We start from the raw sequence: 20,601 nt of genomic DNA, 5'->3' as shown, positions 1-20,601 counted from the left end.
TGAACGATCGAAGGGGGGCCAGAATGAAATCGGCCGGCCAATTACGACACGCAACCGTTGTGCAAGGAATGAATAGAATGCCTGGATTGCTTAAATTTGGAAGTTTTTTGGCCCTTCTCTTTCTCCCGGCTTTGGCTATGGCGGCTGGAGGGGCTGAAATTCAAGCCATGTCTGTGGAATATCGGGATGTCCCTGGAATTGGTAGCCGAAACCTGGTATGGGTTGTCGCGCAACAACATTTGTTGCTGGCTGGTTTCGTGTTAGGTGTTCCTATTTTTGCCTGGATATGCGAGTTGGTTGGATGGAAAACCAAGGAACAACGGTATGACAAGCTCGCCAAAGAGTTCACAAAACTTCTCACGTCAGCTTATGCCACAACAGCCCTTTTCGGAGGAATACTTTTGTTCCTGCTGATTGGACTCTATCCAAAGTTGATGGCCTACCTAACCGATATGTTTTTCCCTTCCTTCCTTGTCTATTGTCTTCTCTTCTTATTGGAAACGGCCACCCTGTATATGTATTGGTATGGGTGGGATTATATGCAGGGAAATAAAAAGACTTTCCACCTTTTTTTAGGTTTTCTTTTAAATCTTTTTGCCCTGGGAATCATGATCGTCCCAAATTCATGGGCAACCTTTCAGGCCAGTCCAGTGGTTGTGGGGGAGGGAGATGCTTGGGCTAGGGCTTGGATGGCCATGCAAAACCCAACCTGGTGGCCTGTCAATATCCATAGATTAATCGCCAACGTGGTGTTGGGTGGATTTATAGTGGGAGCGTATGCGGGTGTACGCTATTTACTCGCGGTCTCACGTGAAGAACGGGAGCACTACGATTGGATGGGGTATGTCGGGAATTTTATTGGTGTGTTTGGTATGTTGCCCCTCCCATTTGCCGGCTATTGGCTTATGCGGGAGGTCTACCAATACAACCAACAAATGGGGATTACCCTTATGGGTGGTTTCCTGGCATGGCTGTTTATCCTTCAGGCAATGCTCATCGGAGTGCTCTTCCTTGGAGCCAACTATTATTTTTGGATGGGAATTACACACCGAATTCCAGGTTCTGAAGGCCAATATAAAAAACCGGTTATGGGAATGTTGATCGTCCTCTTGTTGTGTCTTGGTGTGTGGATGACTCCGCATTCCTTAGTGGCCAGCCTGGCGGAAGCCCAAAAAATGGGTGGAACTCACCATCCCCTATTGGGAGTCTTCGGGGTGATGTCCGCAAAAATGACGGTATCTAATATCATGATCCTCGTGACGTTTATGAGTTTCATTATGTATTGGCGGGCGGGAAAACAAGAAACCGCAGGATGGGCCAAAGCTGCGAAGGCTATTATGGGAGCCTTACTGGTTATCGCAGGTATCGCCGTGGTGGTTCTTGGGGTATGGGGGTATTTTGTCCCAGCCATTATCCGCATTAATTATTTCTCGGTTGCCCAGGTGTTAATTGTGCTGTTCATCATGGTGACATTCACACCATTAACCGCTTTGTTAATGAAAAGTGCTAAAACGACAACGGAAATGGTATGGGGGAAAATGCCCATTCGAGCAGGTTATAGCTTGGTCTTAAATGCGGTGATGGTCATCTTGCTCATGTCTCTAATGGGATATGCACGATCATCATCTCGGGTGCACTGGCACATTTATGGTGTCATGAGAGATACATCGGATTATGCTTATTCACCGGCGTTAGGGTATGCGGCGGCCTTTATGTCCCTAAATACATTTGTGTTTTGCCTGATCGTGGCGTTTATTTTTTGGGTAGCGACCTTGGGGGATAAGGCCAAAGCTCAGCCACCAAAGGGATCGACCATGGAGATTCCTGGCCACGCCGCTCCGGCAATGGCTGGGGGCGCACCGAGTTCAGGGGAAAAACTTGAATAGGGAAGAAATAAGAGAAAGATTCAAATGCCAGACATCTTTGAAAAGCATGGGTGAGGAAACATGAGTGAAGTCGCGCTATTGCAGATAATCGGTATGTGTGTCATTGGGGTGGGTATCCTCATCCTGTTGTTTATTAGGGGCATGTTCCTTCGGGTGCTTGGTTTCGTGGCTATGGTGTTGGGAGTCTTTAGCTTAATTGCCTTGAGTGTTCCCCAAATGGCGTCCTTGCCCCCGGCGGTGGAAACCTTCGATCTTGCCAGCGTCAAAAGTTCAGATGATTTGGCCTCTATTGGACAGAAAATATTTTTTAGCAAGGGACAATGTGCGTTATGCCATTCAATTGGACCAAGCGAATCGGCCAGATGCCCTGATTTAAATGGCATTGGGGCAAAACTGTCTGCTGAATTTATCTATGAGAGTTTAACCCAGCCACAAGCCTATATTTATTTAGACTTCAGGCATGATGGTATTCCAAAAGAGTATCCTGCTCAGATGCCCCATATCGACCAGGATCCCATTGGTTTAAGCAAGCAGGAAATTTATTCGGTCATTGCATTTTTGCAAAAAATGAGTGGGGAACCCATCAGTATCAAGGTTGAAGATATAATGGAATCTGGGCAAAAAACAGCAAGTTCTTTAAAGGTGGCTTCGGTCTCCTCCACACTTAAATCTCAGTTGCAGAACTTAGCGGATCGTTAAGGACTAGCCACAATGAGGAGAATATCATGAAAGGCCCTATCATTAGTGGAGCTATCATTCTTGCTGGAATGTTCATATTTTTGAAATTCCTCCTTCCGTTAGTGACGGCACCTCTTCCAGCCAGTTTAATTTACCTATATTTGGCCCTTGTTCTGAGTGGAATTATGATCTATGGAACAATGAGTGCGGCCTCCTTGGAAGCCATGATGGGGCCAATCTTCAGATTTTTATCTGGGGAAGGACAGACGGGAGCAGGACAGATGGCCCGGTTGGCGGTGTTGGTTATGTTCCCCCTTTTAGTGGGGTGGCAAACGTACAGTCGCTTGGTTCCTAGTGATCTTCCACCTGCTGAAAACAGAACTATTCATCCGGCCCCGCCAGGTGAATTTGTCGGGTTATCGAACCCTTATCCCAAAACACCCGAGAATATTATGATGGGCAAAGGCCTGTATGCTGCCTACTGCTCACCCTGTCACGGTGCAAATTATGATGGAAAGGGTCCGGCCGCCCCGGGCTTTAATCCACCTCCTGCCAACTTCAGTGATCCGGGAACTATTGCGCAATTACAAGAGGCCTATTTGTTCTGGAGAATTAAAAAAGGGGGAGTGGGGTTACCCGTAGAAGGAATGCCCTGGAAATCGGCTATGCCCCGGTGGGAAGAGGAATTGCCAGAGGAATTTATTTGGAAAATTATTATGGGTGAATATGATGGGGCACACCAATCCCCTCGGACTTGGGAAGAAGAGGAAGAATAGCCTCAGGCCAATTATGTTGTGGATGAATGAGTGGAGAATATGACATGTTGAACGGACTAGGAAGCCTCAGGACACTATCCATTATTGGGCTGTTCGGGGTCCTGGGATTTTCGTCAGCTTTTGCCAATGAGCCACCTACTTCGGAAGAGCCAGGTAGTGTCTCGGTTCGATTGTATCAAGTAGAAGGCAGCTTGCCGTCAGAAGACCCAAATTCTTCACAATGGGATTCGGTGCCCAGTTCCGAATTTAACCTGGCGCCTCAGGTGCACTGGCCTCCTAGAATCCAGGAGGTGACTGTGAAGTCAGTGAAGGTCAAAGGGGTTCATAATGGCCAGGAACTGGCCATTCTCCTGGAGTATGCAGATCCGACCGAAGATGCCGGGGATGGCGCAGCACTTGAATTCATGGTTGGTGATAAGCCAGCTCATTTCGCGCATGGTCAAGAAATGTTGCAGGTTGAAGGGGGACCGGTAAACATTTGGTTTTGGAAAAATGAAAATGGCAAGGCAGTTGATATGAGCGCAAAAGGTTTTAAGACCTTGGAAACCCAACCACACCAGGATGTTCAAGCAAAAGGTGTTTGGCAAAATGGTATTTGGAAAGTGGTCTTTTCCCGTTTATTGAAAACCGATGATGCACAGGATGTCCAGGTAGATGAAGGCGAATGGCGTAACGTGGCATTTGCCTTTTGGGATGGGGCGGTTGTCGATGGTCTGGTAAAGGAAAAGGGGGGCCAGAAAGCCGTCTCCACTTGGTGGTATCTTCGTGCAGAACCGAGTGCAGATAATTCCATTTTTGGTTGGGTTATTTTGGGGTTAGCCCTCGCAGCGGCCTTTGAAATGGTGATAGTCAGAAAACTGAGAAAGGGGCAATCAGTATGAAACGGGTAGCGGGAGGCGGTCGCGATATGACAGTCATCGGGTTGGCCGTACTCGGAATAACCTTCACGCTATTTTCTGGCTGTGCGCTTTTTGAGGATGAAAGAACGGCGAAGGGTCGAAAACTCTATAACCACTATTGTAGTCACTGCCATGGGGAGACCGGACAACAGGGAGAAGGATTCAATTGGGAGCGCATGTCTGACCCACGACCTAAAAATCTCGCATCCACAGCCGAAATGTCCACTTTCAGTGATGAGGAGATTTTCCATACCGTTTATCGGGACATGAAAGATACCACGGATCAAAAAGTCATTGATGATGAGAACTATTTTGCTGTACCCACCATGCCGACCTTTAAGTATACGTTATCTGAAGAAGAAATCTGGTCAATTGTGGGATACGTTCGAACCCTTCATGGGATGTCCCTAAGCTATGATTTAGAAACCAGAAAAAAAGAATTGGAAGAGGCGTTGCAGGTGGCGCAGCAAGAGATGGAAACCACAAAGGCAGCCTATGAGGCAGCCACTGAAAAGGCAGAGGCCGCACAAGCAGCCTATGAAGAAACGTTAACTGATGAGCAGCTTGAAAGTTACGAACCCAAAGAACTGACTATTCCAGAAGAAGCCGTGTTTCTTGCCGCCAATGAAAAATATGAAACCGCAAAAGCGGCGGTTGATAATTTTTTAAAACGACCCAAAAAGCCACAAATCCCACGACCTGATCTTTCCATTTCTGAAGAGGACCGTGCGGCCCAGGCTAAACTGGGAAAACAGTTATATAACGATAAGTACGGATGCCAGGGATGTCATAGTCTTAACGATGAAGGAGGGGTGGTTGGCCCTGCGTTGGATCGAGCAGGTTTCCGCCTTAATCCTACATGGGTCTATCGATGGATTCTGTATCCTCAAGCCATGAAAAAGCATACCAGGATGCCAAATTTGGGGATTTCAGAACAAGATGCAAAGGCTCTCACGTATTATCTAGGGACGCTCCAGGCCCCTAAGCCTGAGCATCAGAGTTCAACGGCAGAATAACCTCCACCTCCCAACGGTCATTCACTCCTTGAGAAGCGTCTTTTTAGGCTAAACATTCGCCTAAAAATGTGCCATTCTTTGATTTTATTCAAGGCTAAGAACCTAAGCTCCGTTAGGTCGTAAGATCTAAAGCATCAGGAAATGTTTTGGATGACCATGTCAGGGGACAAATTAGAAAAACGAAAATGAGTGCCTAAGTTCGAAAGAAGGATTTGGCAAAAATATAAAAGTAAACCGTGAATTTGTATTCATTTCCAAGTGCCTATCGAAGTCCCATCAAAATTCCTCCTAAAATAAGAACCCCGATCCAGATATGTTGTTTGAATAAAGACAAGGCTTTTTCGGCTGAAATCTTTGAGCGAAGAACAAGGACTTGATAGCCCAATATGACAGCTACTCCCACTAGGGTGAAAGAATATTCAACTCCCAGATGGTTGATTTTGGCGACCAAGGCCAAGCACCCCAGCATAAAAAAAGCGGCAATTCCCACACCAAGCCAGGTGAAGGATCCAAAGAGAATGGCGGTGGATTTAACTCCAATCCTTAGGTCATCATCCTTATCCTGTATGGCGTAAATCGTATCGTAGACCATCGCCCAACATACTGTTGCTGCAAAGAGAACCCAGGCTGACAGGTCCAATTCGTTCCGCACAGCGGCCCACGCCAAGACGCCGCCCCATCCAAATGCTAACCCCAAAACAAATTGGGGAACATGGATGAAACGCTTGCAAAAAGGGTATCCCCCGGCAAGCAGTAATGCCACAGGACTCAAAAAAAGCGTTAGGGGATTCAAGAACAATAATAAGATTGCTGCTAGCCCAAGTAAGACGGCCAGGAATGCTACTGCTTGGAAAGGCGTTAATTGACCGGAAGCAAGGGGTCGATGCCGTGTCCGTTGGACTTCCCGATCGAATGAACGGTCTGCCAGGTCATTCATAATCACTCCTGCGCTTCGCATGAGGAAAGATCCAAAAATAAAAATCAAAAGAAGTGTAAGGTTTGGCCAACCTTCCGAAGCCAGAAACAGGGACCAAAGCGTGGGGAAAAGTAAAAGGAGAGTCCCTGTTTGATTGAACAACCGGATCAGATTGGCAAATGCAACGGAAGAAGGCATAGACCGTATGTAGGGATGACTAAAAAAATAAGTGAACCATCTGGCGTGACATGGGAGTTGCCTAATCCGCCTGGTCAGAGCAAATAACATTAGAGTTCTGGTTCATGCCAATGTGAATCCGACTCAGGAAGTCCTCCAGGGTTATTTCACCGTAAATCGTGCGATACAGAGAATTCGATTCGGCTCTTTCGAAGGGGCAACCACAATCATCCATTCGCCGGTATGTAAATCCGGATGTAGTGATTTCATGCTCCACATTCGATAACCTGGAGACGGTTGAATCGCAATATCCACTTCTGAAATTTTTGTCCATGTTCCGTCGGTTTTGTGATGCCAGCTGTGACGAATCTTTCCTGTTGTGGTTGCTTCGATTTTGGTCCAAAATATTACTTGGGAGGTTTTTGAGGTTTGAACCACTGGCATGGCCGCTTGCCCGTTTTTATCCTTTTCGCAATAGGCTGGAGGCAGGAATATTCCCTGTGGGTTTCTCTTGTTCACTTCTTTGGATAACACAACAGTCCTAACCACAAAGTCAGTCTGTGCCAATAGAGGTGTACTTGCCAAACCGATTATGAGCCCGATTCCCCTAAATATGAGTTTTACTCGATCATCCACTTCCGCCCTCATATGGATCTTGAGACAACGTCAACCCGAGAAACTAAAATATACCTACGGCCTTGTCAATGGAGAGATTGAGAAGAGGATAAATGGGCGGAACCTGAATGCTTGGCCAAAATCCTCAATTTTTGGAAACGAGTCAGAATCTTTTGTTGTTGACGTTACCAAGCGACGAAAGGTATAAACGACCACAAAGAAAACCTTCCAGCTTGTGCTCCAGTGCGCTCTGTCTTTCGCGATTTGTTTCCTTCCAATGTGAGCCGGCGTAGCTCAGTGGTAGAGCAGCTGATTCGTAATCAGCAGGTCGGTGGTTCAATCCCACTCGCCGGCTCCAGCCAACAACCTATCGGACAAGCTTTTAAAGTTATAGGTCCAAGAGATCCCGCTTTTTTCTTCTTTTCCAGCGAGTGTTCGTAATCTGATCTGGAAGAATAGAGCCTCCAGGTCTGCCATTTCTTTTCCTGTCCGAATCTAAATCATTTGCAATCCTCATTTCCAATCTCTGATATTCAGTCTCTCTAACTAGAGAAAAGTTTTCGATCCTTTATGTAGGTTGCGTGTGTTGGCTCGCGTCAGGTTCCTTAACAGATTTGTCGCTATGCAATTCTAACCAACCTGCTCTCAAAGCATATGATCTCGCCCTACTGCCCAATGTTGAATAGAGACATCTGTCAAGGGATTTAACGCCGGGCTTTTTTCGATCCAGACTATGGGGGTGTTCCAACACCTCAATTAACCCTGTTCGTTTAGATTTTATGAAAATGGTGGTTGTCTGGTGAATTCGGAAAAGGGGCACATGGTTTGCTTAAACGAAGCTGAGAACAGAAACACATATTATTTGAGGAACATTATGAAAACCTGTGAAAAATGTCAGGGTTCAATGGTACTAGAACGAGCCGTGGATTTGGAGGTTGGACTCAGTCTTTTGTATTTTGCTTGCTTGAATTGTGGGAAACGGATTCAGGCCGAAAAAGAGCCGCGCCCTTTAGTGCATTGATGATAGTAATCTAAACAACCATGAATACGGAGGAGTTATGCAAAAACAGAATCGACCATTGACTTATGATGAACGCAAGGCGGCCGAAGCAGCATTTAAAGGGGCACCGTTCGACCCGCAATTATCCGAATCTGCCAGAAGGGTATATCTAGGGATTTCCTCCGCCATGGCGAACAAACGTAATGAGGCTTTCCAGGATTATGATCTTACACAAACGAACGTTAGGGCTAAGTGCCCGTCAACGGAATCGCAAAATCGATCAAGAGCAAAATCTTCTTTATGGTAATATCAGCCCACTCTTCAAAGGACAACCCGGGTATCGGGTTGTCCTCAGCCATTCCCGTCCATTAACCCTCGACAGCGCGTTATGCCTCACCTACAATAATTTTCTGGTTACGGGATCTCCTTGGCGTTGGACTTAGTCGGAAAGACTCTATCTCCATGGTGGAGTGGATTTTGCCGGAGAATGTTCCCATTCCTTCCTGGTATTTGATTTGTTTTTTTATCGAATTTTGTGGTGTGATATAATGAGTTTACACTGTCATCACGCTACTCAGCCCATTTATGAAATTGTCAAACAATACTCTTAGGTCATGGGCTCGACTTCCACAGAAATCAGGAGCCGTTCACGGGTTGGTGCTTCTTATGATTCTGTTTGCCGGGACTGGGTTGGCCTATGCGGAGAAAAAGAAGACGGAGGATGAGGTGATCAATCAAGCAAGGGCGGCGTGGATGAAAGGATCCGCCAATCAAGCCTTAGATATTCTGGACCAAGAAATTCCCCATTTTTCCCAAAATACAATTTTACAAAAGCTTCGAGGAACCATTCTGACGACAATCCGTCGGAACCAAGAAGCCTTAGAGGTCTATGATGCCATACTGGAACGTGAACCCGATTCGTTGGGAGTTCGTTGGGCAAAATGGAGTGTATTGATTCGGATAGGAGAGGGAGATTTGGCCATTACCGAGCTAAGGAATATCGCCAAACGATCACCTCATAATCCTCTGGTTCATCTGCGTTTAGCACAAGAACTCAGGAAACTTGATCATTTAGAGGAGTCACTTGAATCATATCGCCAAGCGGTCCTCCTGGCTCCGGATATAACGGGTTGGCGATTATCTTTGGGCCGCGCGCTTTTTGATATTTTGGATTATGAAGGGGCCAGAAAAGAAGTGGAAGGGGTATTGCAAAATGTCCCAAAAGGCTCTCCGGTCGAAGCCGCTGCTCGCAATTTGTTGATGGTGGTGTATGGGGCCACCAAAGAGAGGGGGCGCCGTTTTCAACCCATCTTTACCCCCGAGGGTACTGGGGCTGATCTTAAGCAATGGGCGTTGATCCGTAATAAGGCTTGGGAACTCTTTACGGCTGGCAGGTACGAGGAAGCCGAGCCAGTATTTCGAGAAGTTCTTATCCTCAAACCTTCCGATCATCGAGCGGCTTATGAACTCGGTCAGAGTTTAATGGAATTGAAACGCTATCAGGAAGCCATCGATTTTCTCCAAAAGGGGATTGATCAGGGTGTGTCCAATGAGGTGTATTTGGACTCTATTTTTCGTATTGGTCAGTGCCTGGTGGAATTGGAACGATGGCCTGAAGCGTTGCTGCATTTTGAATTACTTCAGGAGTTAGGCTCTGCACCAAGAGTTACTTCAGAGGAGAGCCAGGAAAGTACCGATGATGCTCCAATCCCTGCCGGGGTACCAGTTCTGGATATGCAAAAGGTGTCACAATGGTTGGAGAAAATTCGGACGCATCTTCCCCGTACGCAACAGTCCACAGCGGTTCCCAGTCCAGTCAGCCCTGATTCCAGCATCCCCGATACGCCACCCGTTCAAACTGAGGAAGCGCCAACTAGAAGCCTAGAGGGTTTGGAGCCGGTTCATTCCCGAGCATCTCTAATGGGGCGTGACGCGGATTTCAGTTGGTTCCGATTTGCCATTCCCGCAGAAATGGTGATGCGTGATGATCTGCTTATGGGATCCCATGAATTTATTCCCATTGATCCGGGAGACACTTTTCCCGTTACTCAACCAGAAATATATGTAGTGTTTGGCTTAGTCACACCTTCCTACGATGAAATTCCCTTAACTGCCAAATGTTTTCTTGAAAAGTCCGAGATTTCGTCCAATCAGGTTGCGTTAGTCCAGGATCGGGTCATCATGAGCATGAATGATCAATCCGGATACTTTCGTTTTCAAATTTCACCGGAAGGAGGCTGGAAACCCGGACTCTATCGTTGTGGTTTATTTGTGGGAGACGAGGCCTCGGCATATAACGTGGCTGATGATGTGAGATTTCGGATTGTTCCTCAGATTAGGCAAAACCCCTAGAAGAGCATTCGAAGGTCAATTGTTCTTGTTGAAGCGAGTAAGGGTTATGCGGGCTATCCTTTTTGTTCCTCATCAATATTTTTTGCGCCATTCCCAATCCTGTTCTGGTACTTAAATTTCCTTCCACAAAGCACTTCTTCATTTAAAATGTCTCTAATTAAAGGATAGGAGCTCATACATGCATGGTGGCTTCTGTCCCCCAGCCCATCGCAAAAGAATTCATTCGCTCAGGCGAATAATCTCGGAGATCAGTGGACAATATGGGGATTCGGTGTTCTTTTTCTTTCCTCGCCCGTAAGGCAAAATCTGTGTTCTTAGTAAGGATAAAGTTTCCTTTTCCACCAATATGGCTCCGACTTCCGTGCAGCGGTCTAGTGCTTGGATTGCATCAATGGGTTTGGGATTGTATGGAGACACGCGCCAGAAATTCGTTGGGAAGTCCTGCCCCCGCTTGAGGACTAAACCATTGGAAATGAGGAATTCGGTGGCCTCTCGGTTAAGTCGACCGTTGTTGGTGTACCCCACTTTTATACCTAGGCGAGCGGTGTTCCCAGCATCTCTGAATCCTCGCCATTTCTTTAGGAGATCCTGAAGAAATTTTATTTGTGGCAGCCAGGTTGCTTGGAGATAGCTGCTGTTTCTAGTGAAAAAGCGGAATATTGGATTCTTCAACATGTGTGAAGAGATTAGCAGCCATTATTTCTTTCCGGCAAAGCGACCCAATGCGTATGGCAATTTATTAAGGATTTTTGTGTGGATGTTGGGGGTGGATCCGTCATTGGATGTGGGCCAGTTGCCGATTGTAAATGGATTGACGTGTGGAGGCTCCTTAGGGGTTGGGTGAAGGCCAATGAGATATCACATTGTGTATCCCACTCTTCACCGTGTGTCCCACAGAAATTTTGGGACAGGTTCTTCTGTGGTACGGGCTGTGATCCATTTGAATATTTCATACCCCGGGCCGAAAGGCCAGACATTCGGAAGTGACAAGGCAAACCTCCAATGCCCTGAGGCAAGAGGCGATTGCCCGAGTAGTATTTCACGTTTGGATCTGGCCGGAATTTATTCTTGCCCAAAGCGATCGAGAGGGGCATAGTGGTTTTGGCCCAAGAAGAACAGGTCTTGAGTTTAGTAGTTCAATGGGAAATCGGCTTACGCCCAATGTTCAACTAGGATGAGAGTGACGGTATGAATGGTGACCACTTGATAAGGAATTGGAGTGGAAAGGAATGAAGGTGAGCTGGCATAAAGAAAAGGGATACCAATTAGAAAAGAAAGTAGTTCTAGTAAACAGGCGAAACATTCCTGGGGCTTGGCCGCCGGTCAAAATAGAAGAAGCACTAATCCCATTATCCAAAAATCCCACATTTAGATTTAGTCATAGTTCATTAGAATATGAAAAACGCCTTTGTTCCGTGTGGTTGGAAGATTGTGTCGCAATATACTCTATTTCATTGTTCTTTGCGGTTGCTGCATAGGTACTTCTTGGTCAGTCAATTTTTAGCCTCTGTGTGCCCATGAGTTAGTCGAAGATGAAGTCAATTGGGAGCGGGACCTGCTCGCTGACGGGTACTAAGGCAGTTGTGCTTTTGACAATTTTCCCAGTGCCACTTGTTTCAAGGTGCGCAAGTCCAACTTTCCCGTTCCCAATACAGGGAGGTGATCTACTTTAATAAAATTGTCCCGTTTGGGAATGAACAGATTGGGTAATCCACTAGCCGAGACCTTTTCCAAGATCTCCGGGATGGCAGATTCTTCGAGGGTGTGAAGGACCACCAGTTGTTCTCCTTTTCGTTCATCGGGCACAGCGGTGACGGCCAGAACCATGGTTTCGGCGTTTGCGGCTTCCAATAAGGCCTTTTCAACTCGTCCGTGAGGAACCATCTCGCCACCGATTTTGGAAAAGCGAGATAGACGATCGGTAATCGTGATAAATCCATCCTCATCGAGTGCGGCAATATCTCCGGTAATGTACCATCCCTGGCGTATTACCTTGGCGGTTAAATCTTCACGGCCTAAATATCCATCCATTACGTTGGGTCCCTTGACTAACAGCATGCCAGGGGTGCCGACGGGCAATGGTTTCTCGGTATCAGGATCGACAATTCTGACGGACACGCCGGGAAGGGGCTGACCGACCGTTCCTCGCCGTGAGGCGGTTTGGAAAAATCCCGCCGCCCGAAAATCCGGACAGTTAAGAGCAATCACCGGCGCACATTCTGTGACCCCGTATCCCTCAATGGGTCGAACCCCAAATCGTTCTTCGAATGCGACCAGAAGCCGATCTGGTAATTTTTCCGCGCCTGTCAGGACGATCCGCAGGGAACCGAATTGATTCGGGGTGCAGCGGCGAAGGTACAACTGTAGAAAGGTCGGGGTTGTTAGCAGGATGGTAATTCGATGCTGGTGGATCAGGTCTCCAATGGGCCCGGCATCCAATGGAGAAGGATGATAGATCACGCTCGCTCCATGGATAACCGGAAACCACAGTGTGGCCAGATATCCAAAAGAATGAAAAAACGGCAATATACCTAAAACTCGGTCGTTGTGGTCCAGGTGCAGGACCTGGGCAATACCTTCCACGTTTGAATCAAGGTTGAAATGACTCAGCAGGACGCCTTTGGGTTCTCCAGTGCTCCCGCTACTAAAAATGATTGTGGCGATATCATCAATGGAAGGATGTATGGTGGCTCCACAGAAACGCTCCAAGATCCGAATTGGAGCGAAGAGCGCTAACAGCGCCGCGGTGAGCCGAACCTGCAATTTAATCGTGTTTCGAATCTCCTCGATCCAGATGGGAGTGAGGTTAATAGGCAGTTCCAATTTGGCTTTTTCTAAAAAGACCCGACTGGTGAGAACCGTCATGAGCCCAGCTTGATTGGCCGCAGATTCCAACCCTTCCACGCCGACCGTGTAATTCAAATTGACGGTGGTTCTTCCAGAAAGAGTTGCGGCCACATTGGCAAGCGCTCCTCCTACACTTGGAGGCAGCAGGATTCCCACCGTCTGTTGCCCTTTCCAGCGGGCTCTGAGTGCTCTTCCCAAGGCAATGGCGCCTGTTAGCGCCTGGAAGCAGGACACACGAGGTCTGGTGGCATCACCAAATACGACACGAAGCGGGTGTTTGCGCATGGACCATACAAAACTATGATGGAGAGGGGGTCGGGTGGGTTTTCGTAAGCGCCACGCGACTTCTCCTAATTCCTGAATGGCATGCCGTACCTCTTCGGCAGATGTGGTTGAGGGGAGGGGTTCGCCGATAGAGAGCGTAATGGGATAAGGGAAGCGAGTAGGCCACTTTGCTAAAAAACGTCCGCCGATGAAGCTGAAGATACTCCCCCAGACCCGGTCAAGGTTGATGGGAATAATGGGAACATCCCGGCCTTTGAGGATACGGGTGAATCCCGATCGGAAGGGTAAGAGGTTGCCGGTACGGGTAATTTGGCCTTCTGGAAAAATGCAGACCAGTTCGCCTCGATCGAGACTCTGTCCTGCTTGCCGTAACGCATGTAAAATTTCTCTGGGAGATCCATTCGAGGAAATTGGAATGACTCCCATGATTTTGGCAAATGGATGGAGCACGCGATGGTCATAATAATGTTGGTCGACGAGAAATCGAATAGGGCGATCGGTGGTGGCAAGTAGGAGAAGGCCGTCAATGAAGGAGACATGATTGGGCACCAGAAGAGCCCCGCCTTCTTGTGGAATGCGATCCCGTCCTGTGATGGTGAGTCGATAGATGGTGTGGGTAAATAAGACTAACATCAACCGAATAAACATTTCGGGGAGAACCCGAAGCGCCCAAATGGTTAGAGTCGCGCTCCCGATTCCAGATACGAGAAAGATATTGCTGGCGCTAAGCCCGATCTTTGACAGGAATCCTGATCCTAGAGATCCCAATATGACTCCTCCAAAGACCAGGGTATTGGCAAAGGCAATCACGGCGCCTCGTCGATCAGCTGGGGATCGCCATTGAATGAGGGCGTTGAGCGGAACCACCACAAATCCGCTGGCGAGGCCTAGGCACCCCATGGCCAGGAGGGTTCCTCCTAACTGTGGCTCCCCAAACCCTAAGGCGAAAAGACTGGCGGTTATCCCGGTGCCTCCCAAGGGAAGGTAGCCTAATTCCACTTTGGCCGCTGAAAGTTTTCCGACCAACAGGGAGCCAATGCCAACTCCGATTCCGAAGGCTGCCAGGGGTAGCCCTGAAAGAGAATCAGATAATTGAAGGACGGCTTTTGCGTAGATCAATACATCTTGCCCAACCAAACTGGCCAACGTCCAAAATGCCATGGCCCCCATGATGCCCAATTTCAAGACTCGATCTAATCGAATGGCTTCAATAGCGGCATTCCAGGTTTCTCGAACTCCACCCTCAAGTCGAGCCCTTGGGACTGTGGGAATAAACAATGAAGCCCATAAACCTATTCCGGAGCACACCATAAGCACTAATCCGGTTAGCCAGGGGGTTTGGCCGGAAAGGTCCAGCAAGGGACCCGCCAGTGCGGTTCCTGCAATGATGGCGATGAAGGTCCACATCTCGAGTTGACCATTTCCCCATGACAGGCGATGGTGAGGCAGGAGTTCAGGAAGAATCCCATATTTGGAGGGACTAAAAATGGCACTTTGAGCACCCATTGCGGCTAGTACCAGGAGGGGGAGGACTCCACCCAGCGGATTCCAAAAAAGGGCAGCGGTACCGGCTCCCATCAACAAGACTTCTACGGCTTTCATGACGACGATGACGGTTCGCTTACTGAACCGATCGGAAAAGACTCCTGCAAAGGCCGAAACTATCATCAGGGGAAGGGTAAAGATGACAAAGGCTTGCGTGGTAGTCGTCTGGGAGGCTGCTTCAAAATCCGGCCCAGAGGCACCTACTGAGGCGGCGACTTGCTTAATAGCCAAGAGGGCGACAATGAGTTTCCAGGCATTATCATTAAAGGCTCCAAAAAATTGCGCAACGAGCAGTCCGCGGAGAGCTGCGGATTGCACTGCAGGTGGTGGGGAGACGGAGGAAGATTCAGTCACCGGGATTCCGAGGCGTGGGTATGGGTTTTTTTTCTTTGATCCCTGAGTTCAAGGAGATATTAAACAAATACGTATCATAACGAAACCGAAACTAACTGTTGGTTGATAGCCTGAATAGGACCCCAAGGTGGGTATACCCTGAGACCGAGAAGATTGAAGGTTAGCATAGTTTGTATTATTCCCCAGTAAAAACAAGTCGAGACGGTTCTGAAAATTCAAAAGGGGTTAAGTCATTTTTGAGGATAGCGAGATTACTAACTTGAGTTATCTTGTCGAAGCCATGCTTTCCAGTCAATCATTTTTTGGTCCATGCCTTTGATTCTTTGTCGTGAATTGGGGAAATCATGATTCGAACCTTCGTGCGCATCATCTTATCAAAGAAATCACACCAGTACCTTCTTGCAGTTTCGATCGATACCTCTTGTGAAGTGAGGCTTCCGTTTTAAAGATTCGGAAGTTCTCCTCCGTTCTGGAAGTGCAATGCCGTAGACTAGAAACGTGCGCCCTTTTTCTTCCAAGGCTAACCGTTACCTCTTGAGAATCCGGTTTTTCTCCGGATGCGCAGGAACATGCGAGTTAAGCTTCCAAGGCTCTTAAGGTTCTTTCCTATACTGCCGATTCATTCCCATATGCCGCGCCAAGGATTCGGTTGAGATGTTTTGGTATGTTCTCTTCCGTTTTTATAACCGGGATTCGTGCAAACAATTTAGAATCAACCGATTTTACAATATAAGTTGATACGCCATCTCGGTAAAAGGACCTCCAAGGCTATTGCCGCGATGACGACTCAGACGAAATCATCAGGAGTTTGGGGAAGACCAATGGGAGCAGTGGAGGAGTCCATCTTCCATCAAATGCGAAACGTCTTGAATAGCATACATGTGTCTGCCGGGCTCATTACCCATCGGCTCCGGGAGTTTCATGTGGCAGATGTAGGGCGGGTTGCAGATATGTTGGAGGCCCATAGCCATGAATATGGGAGGTACCTCACTCAGGATCCCAAAGGGAAAAAGATTCCATATTTCTTGGGGGAGTTGAGTGAGGAATTGGCCCAGAACCACCTCGACACTCTCACAGAATTGACCACGCTCAATTATCACCTTGAACAATTGGAATATCTGTTGACGGTTGGGCAAGTACCCCTTCGGGTCGGGGGCTTTAAAGAGACCATTCAGTTTGCAACGATTATGGATGAGGCCTTGGCTCCTCATCAGGGTGAATTGGATCGAATGGGGGTCCAAGTGTGTCGGGAGTATCAAATGGTTGGCGAAGGTATTCTGGAGGTATCCAGGCTCCTCCGCATTGTGGTGAATTTGATCCGGAACGCCATCAATGGCATGCAGAAGATAACCGACCGGACCCATCGCCTCACTCTATCTGTGTTGCCCTGCCCGGACCGCGAAGGGTTTGTCCGCTTGCAGGTTGCTGATACTGGAAGCGGAATCCCTTTGGATTGTCTCACGCGGGTGTTTTCCCCGCAGGCTCCGGGGGAGCAATCAGACCTGTTGCCGAATCTGCATGCCAGTGCCATAGCGGCCAAAGAGCTTGCTGGATCGCTGCGGGTGTGGAGTGACGGTCCAATGCAGGGAGCAATATTTACCCTTGATTTGCCAGTTATTCACATGGAGGGAGAACGGTAATGGAGAAGGAACAAGGCAACCGGCGTATTTTGGTGATTGATGATAATGTGGCCATCCACGATGATTTTCGAAAAATTCTTGAGCGATCATTAGACACCTCGCTGCTCCAAGAGGTTCGGGCCGAATTATTTGATGATGTGGAAGAACAAACAATTGTTGAAAAGTTTGAAGTTGAAACTGCGGACCAAGGGCAAATGGGACATCGGATGGTGCAAGATGCCATGAAGGCTGAACGGCCGTATGCGGTTGCCTTTGTGGATATGCGCATGCCTCCAGGTTGGGATGGCGTAGAGACTGTGGAGCATCTCTGGGAAGAAGATCCTGATTTGCAGATTGTGATCTGTACGGCATTCTCGGATCATGCATGGGAAGATGTCATTCAACGATTGAATAACAATGGCCAACTCCTTATCTTGCGAAAGCCCTTTGATAACATTGAAGTTTGGCAGTTGGCGAATTCCCTTACCAAACGTTGGGCGGAATCGCGGCAAGCAAAGTCGCAGTTGGAATTATTAGCCAAATGGGCAGAAGAACGGGCCGAGGAAACAATCAAAGCTCACTAAAGTAAGGCCATCTCCCATATTCTGTGGATTCGTGCGTCGGAAATATTCTCTTATATGGAAGGATATTTGTGGATTAGGGGATGGCCTCTTTTTCAGTGTGCGCAATACGTCGGCAAGTCAGGGAAGCATCAATTCACCCGCTCCTGTGAATGAAATACCATGGAAGGTCAAGGCAAAATTTCAGTCGTCCACCGTGGGCTGCTGAATTTTTTCTTGGATGAGGTATTTCTCCTTCATGATTGATCTTCTCTCCTTATCCCTCTTTATGTGATGGTCCACGGCATGTCAGAATCTGATCGGCAGATGGTTTCAGAATTTCCGCTTCTTCGAGTGGGGATCCTGGGACTTCAGGAAAGGGATCTTTCCCCATCCTGTCAAAGGGTGTTGGCTTCTCAAGGTTCCATGCTTCAGATCTCGTGGCTTGATTATGCCTCCGTGCATCCCTCCTGTTTTGACTCCGACAACCCATTTGATCTCATTCTCCTGGACTGTCGCGTAAAGGGAATCGGGGAGGAGATTGCTTGCCAGATCAAGAAAATCTATGGCAATGCGTTCATTTTAGGATTGATTAATGATGATATTTCCGATGGAGAGGGAATAAGCGAACCGGCTATTGATTGGCTGGTTAATGAACATTTGGCGAGTATCGCGATGCCCTGGGCCATTCAAGAGGGGTTGGTTCGACGTCGGGGCTTGATCGAACGGGAGCAATTGCGCAAGCAGGTAGAAGATGCCTTTTATAATATTGAGATGGCGGATATCGCCTCAACCGTGTTGCACAATGTGGGGAATGTGCTCAATAGCGTCAATGTGGCCGTGAATGTGGTTCATGAGTTGATTCATCAGTCTTCGGTGATTTTGGTTCATCGCATTGCGGAGCTGTTAAAGCGGCATGATGAGAATTTGGCACTATTCCTCACTCAGGATCCGAAAGGAAAACGAATTCCACCGGCGATTATGAAATTGGGGAGCAGCCTTATAGAAGAACAACAGACCGTGCTGAAAGAATTGGAAGGTCTGGTTCGCAATATTGATCACGTGAAACAAATTATCATTTCACATCAGACGATGTCGAAGTCTCGGGGCACCAGTGAGGCTCTCTCTGTGGTGGAACTTCTGGACCAAGCGGTGGAGTTAAGTTTCCAGCCTGGGGATGCGAAGTGGATTAGAATCAAAAGGGACTATCAGTCTGTGCCGGCTGTGGTAACCGATCGGCATCAGCTTCTTCAAATTCTTGTGAATCTGCTGCGAAATGCTAAACAGGCGATGCAATTACAGGTCGGAGTTGATCACCAGCTCACCATTCGGGTCGAGGTTCGAACAGAGGATGGATTTTCCGTTGTCATCACAATTCAAGACACGGGCATGGGGATTGCGCCTGAACACTTGGGCCGGTTGTTTACTCGCGGTTTTACGACCAAACACGATGGCAATGGAATTGGTCTGCATAGTTCGATGGTCAAGATTCATCGTATGGGTGGATTGTTGCGGGCCCATAGCGATGGAATTGGCGCCGGCGCAACCTTGACACTGATCCTTCCGGTTGAGGCAGGAGCAGGACAGACATGAATTCCGTGTGTACTCTTAATCGACGGATCTTAGTGATCGATGAGAGCCCGGATGTTTTACAGGATTTTCTGAAAATTCTGTGTCCTGCAACAAGATTCATTTCCGGTGTGTGGTTGGAGAGCATGCATGAACCGTTTGATGACTCCTTCCTGCATCAAGAAAAAGAACCCTTCGAACTCGATTGTGTGGACAATAGGGAATCAGGCCTTGATCTGGTCACGCACGCGAAGGCGCAGGGTTCTCCCTTTGCGGTGGTGTTCCTGAATGTGCAATTGGCCAATGGTTGGGACGGGTTTGAAACGGTTAAGCGAATTTGGAATGAGGATTCTGAGGTACAGGTCGTATTATGTACGGCCCAAACTGATTTTGGTTGGTCAGAGGTATTGTCTCGATTAGGACGACGGGATCAATTGTTAATTTTACGTAAGCCCTTTGATCCGATTGAGGTGTGGCAACTGACTGCGTTTTTGACAATGAAGTGGCATTGGGTTCAGCAGGCCCGGTTGCGGGTTCAGGAACTCGAACAGATCGTCATGACGCGCACGGGTCTCCTTGAAGAAACCAATCGTCGCTTGGAACAGGCTTTGCTCAGGGGACAAGCAGTTGAGGCGCAGTTGGCTCAAGCTATTCAAGACGTCGAAGAACGCACCCTCGAACTTTTTGCTGTTCGGGACCATGCGTTGAATGAAATTCGTGAACGGGAACGGATCGAAGTCATATTGCGTCATAAAACCGATGAATTGGCCCGGTCAAATCGGGACTTGGAGCAATTTGCGTCGGTTGCAGCCCATGATTTACAGGAACCGCTTCATTCCATCCAGGTATTTCTTGATCTCTTACGGCTGAAATATGGATCAGCCCTTAACACTCAGGGGCTAGGGTATGTTGACCGCGTTAAAAACGCGGCTGGTCGTATGCAACAGCTGATTCAGAGCCTGTTGGTGTATTCCAGGGTCGGGCTTTCGCCAATGGCAGAGGAGAAGCTTGTCTTGCGCGATTTGGTTGAGGAAGTCATATCGGATCTCGGGGCCCTGATCGAAGAATCTCGGGCTATCGTTCAACTTGGGGAATTTCCCACCATTTATGGAAATGCGTTTCAAATCAGGCAATTGTTACAAAATTTGCTGGCCAATGCCTTGAAATTTCATCAGCCGGATGTGCCACCTGCCATTCGTATCACAGCAACGATTATTCAGGATCGACGTCATACAGGTTCAGGCCAGTATGGGAAGCTTTGTCAAATCGAGATTCATGATCAGGGAATTGGCATTCCGTCAGAACAGTTCGAGAATATTTTCGGAATGTTTAAACGACTTCATCGGAAAGAGGAATTCGAAGGGACAGGGATTGGTTTAGCCGTGTGTCAACGTATTGTCGATCAGTGCGGGGGATCCATCTCCCTTCGTTCCAAGCTGGGAGAAGGGTCTACCTTCATAGTCACGCTCCCCATTCATCGATGAGAAGAGCTCACGGCCAGTTCCAC

At 48.0% G+C, this 20,601-nt stretch carries 15 protein-coding genes and 1 tRNA gene; 13 read left to right on the top strand and 3 right to left on the bottom strand.

Going from position 1 to position 20,601, the window contains the following annotated elements:
- Positions 1-23 precede the first annotated feature (23 nt).
- Genes H6750_04345 through H6750_04325 form a run of 5 tightly spaced genes read left to right on the top strand, consistent with a single transcriptional unit; the run spans position 24 to position 5,255 of the window.
- Positions 24-1,886, top strand: a complete 1,863-nt coding sequence (locus H6750_04345; protein MCB9773537.1) for a cytochrome ubiquinol oxidase subunit I — start codon at positions 24-26, stop codon at positions 1,884-1,886.
- A gap of 60 nt (positions 1,887-1,946) precedes the next feature.
- Complete coding sequence (locus tag H6750_04340) at positions 1,947-2,585, top strand: cytochrome c (GenBank protein ID MCB9773536.1); 639 nt, start codon at positions 1,947-1,949, stop codon at positions 2,583-2,585.
- 26 nt (positions 2,586-2,611) lie between these two features.
- Entirely contained in the window at positions 2,612-3,340 is a 729-nt protein-coding gene (locus H6750_04335; protein MCB9773535.1) for a cytochrome c, read from the top strand.
- A gap of 44 nt (positions 3,341-3,384) precedes the next feature.
- Complete coding sequence (locus tag H6750_04330; GenBank protein ID MCB9773534.1) at positions 3,385-4,221, top strand: hypothetical protein; 837 nt, start codon at positions 3,385-3,387, stop codon at positions 4,219-4,221.
- Complete coding sequence (locus tag H6750_04325) at positions 4,218-5,255, top strand: cytochrome c (protein ID MCB9773533.1); 1,038 nt, start codon at positions 4,218-4,220, stop codon at positions 5,253-5,255. Before H6750_04330 ends, H6750_04325 begins: the two co-directional genes overlap by 4 nt.
- A 262-nt stretch (positions 5,256-5,517) precedes the next feature.
- Here H6750_04325 and ubiA read toward each other — a convergent pair whose 3' ends face one another.
- A complete protein-coding gene (gene ubiA / locus H6750_04320) occupies positions 5,518-6,369 on the bottom strand; it encodes a 4-hydroxybenzoate octaprenyltransferase (protein MCB9773532.1) in 852 nt (283 codons plus the stop codon).
- Between the two features lie 141 nt (positions 6,370-6,510).
- Positions 6,511-6,984, bottom strand: coding sequence for a DUF2914 domain-containing protein (locus tag H6750_04315; GenBank protein MCB9773531.1), 474 nt, complete (start codon positions 6,982-6,984; stop codon positions 6,511-6,513).
- A gap of 262 nt (positions 6,985-7,246) precedes the next feature.
- Between H6750_04315 and H6750_04310 the strand changes: the two genes are divergently transcribed.
- From H6750_04310 to H6750_04295, 4 genes are all read left to right on the top strand, one after another.
- A tRNA-Thr gene (locus H6750_04310) sits at positions 7,247-7,321 on the top strand.
- 863 nt (positions 7,322-8,184) lie between these two features.
- Positions 8,185-8,406 (top strand): hypothetical protein, encoded by a 222-nt coding sequence (locus H6750_04305; GenBank protein MCB9773530.1) that lies wholly within the window; start codon positions 8,185-8,187, stop codon positions 8,404-8,406.
- Between the two features lie 214 nt (positions 8,407-8,620).
- Positions 8,621-10,315, top strand: coding sequence for a tetratricopeptide repeat protein (locus H6750_04300; protein ID MCB9773529.1), 1,695 nt, complete (start codon positions 8,621-8,623; stop codon positions 10,313-10,315).
- Between the two features lie 673 nt (positions 10,316-10,988).
- Positions 10,989-11,159, top strand: coding sequence for a hypothetical protein (locus H6750_04295; protein ID MCB9773528.1), 171 nt, complete (start codon positions 10,989-10,991; stop codon positions 11,157-11,159).
- 728 nt (positions 11,160-11,887) lie between these two features.
- On the opposite strand, the gene H6750_04290 is transcribed toward H6750_04295, so the two are convergent.
- Positions 11,888-15,310: an MFS transporter gene (locus H6750_04290; GenBank protein ID MCB9773527.1), complete on the bottom strand. Its 3,423-nt coding sequence runs from the start codon at positions 15,308-15,310 to the stop codon at positions 11,888-11,890.
- A gap of 890 nt (positions 15,311-16,200) precedes the next feature.
- On the opposite strand from H6750_04290, the gene H6750_04285 reads away from it, so the two are divergent.
- The 4 genes from H6750_04285 (at position 16,201) to H6750_04270 (ending at position 20,578) form a co-directional block, all read left to right on the top strand.
- Complete coding sequence (locus tag H6750_04285; GenBank protein MCB9773526.1) at positions 16,201-16,986, top strand: hypothetical protein; 786 nt, start codon at positions 16,201-16,203, stop codon at positions 16,984-16,986.
- Positions 16,986-17,549, top strand: coding sequence for a response regulator (locus tag H6750_04280; protein MCB9773525.1), 564 nt, complete (start codon positions 16,986-16,988; stop codon positions 17,547-17,549). Before H6750_04285 ends, H6750_04280 begins: the two co-directional genes overlap by 1 nt.
- Before the next feature lie 282 nt (positions 17,550-17,831).
- A complete protein-coding gene (locus H6750_04275) occupies positions 17,832-19,118 on the top strand; it encodes a hypothetical protein (protein ID MCB9773524.1) in 1,287 nt (428 codons plus the stop codon).
- On the top strand, positions 19,115-20,578 hold the full coding sequence (locus H6750_04270; protein ID MCB9773523.1) for a hypothetical protein: 1,464 nt from the start codon (positions 19,115-19,117) through the stop codon (positions 20,576-20,578). Before H6750_04275 ends, H6750_04270 begins: the two co-directional genes overlap by 4 nt.
- Positions 20,579-20,601 lie beyond the last annotated feature (23 nt).

Source organism: Nitrospiraceae bacterium, assembly GCA_020632595.1.
In the GTDB taxonomy this organism is placed as follows: Bacteria; Nitrospirota; Nitrospiria; order Nitrospirales; family UBA8639; genus Nitrospira_E.
This window is presented reverse-complemented; position numbering and strand designations above follow the sequence as displayed.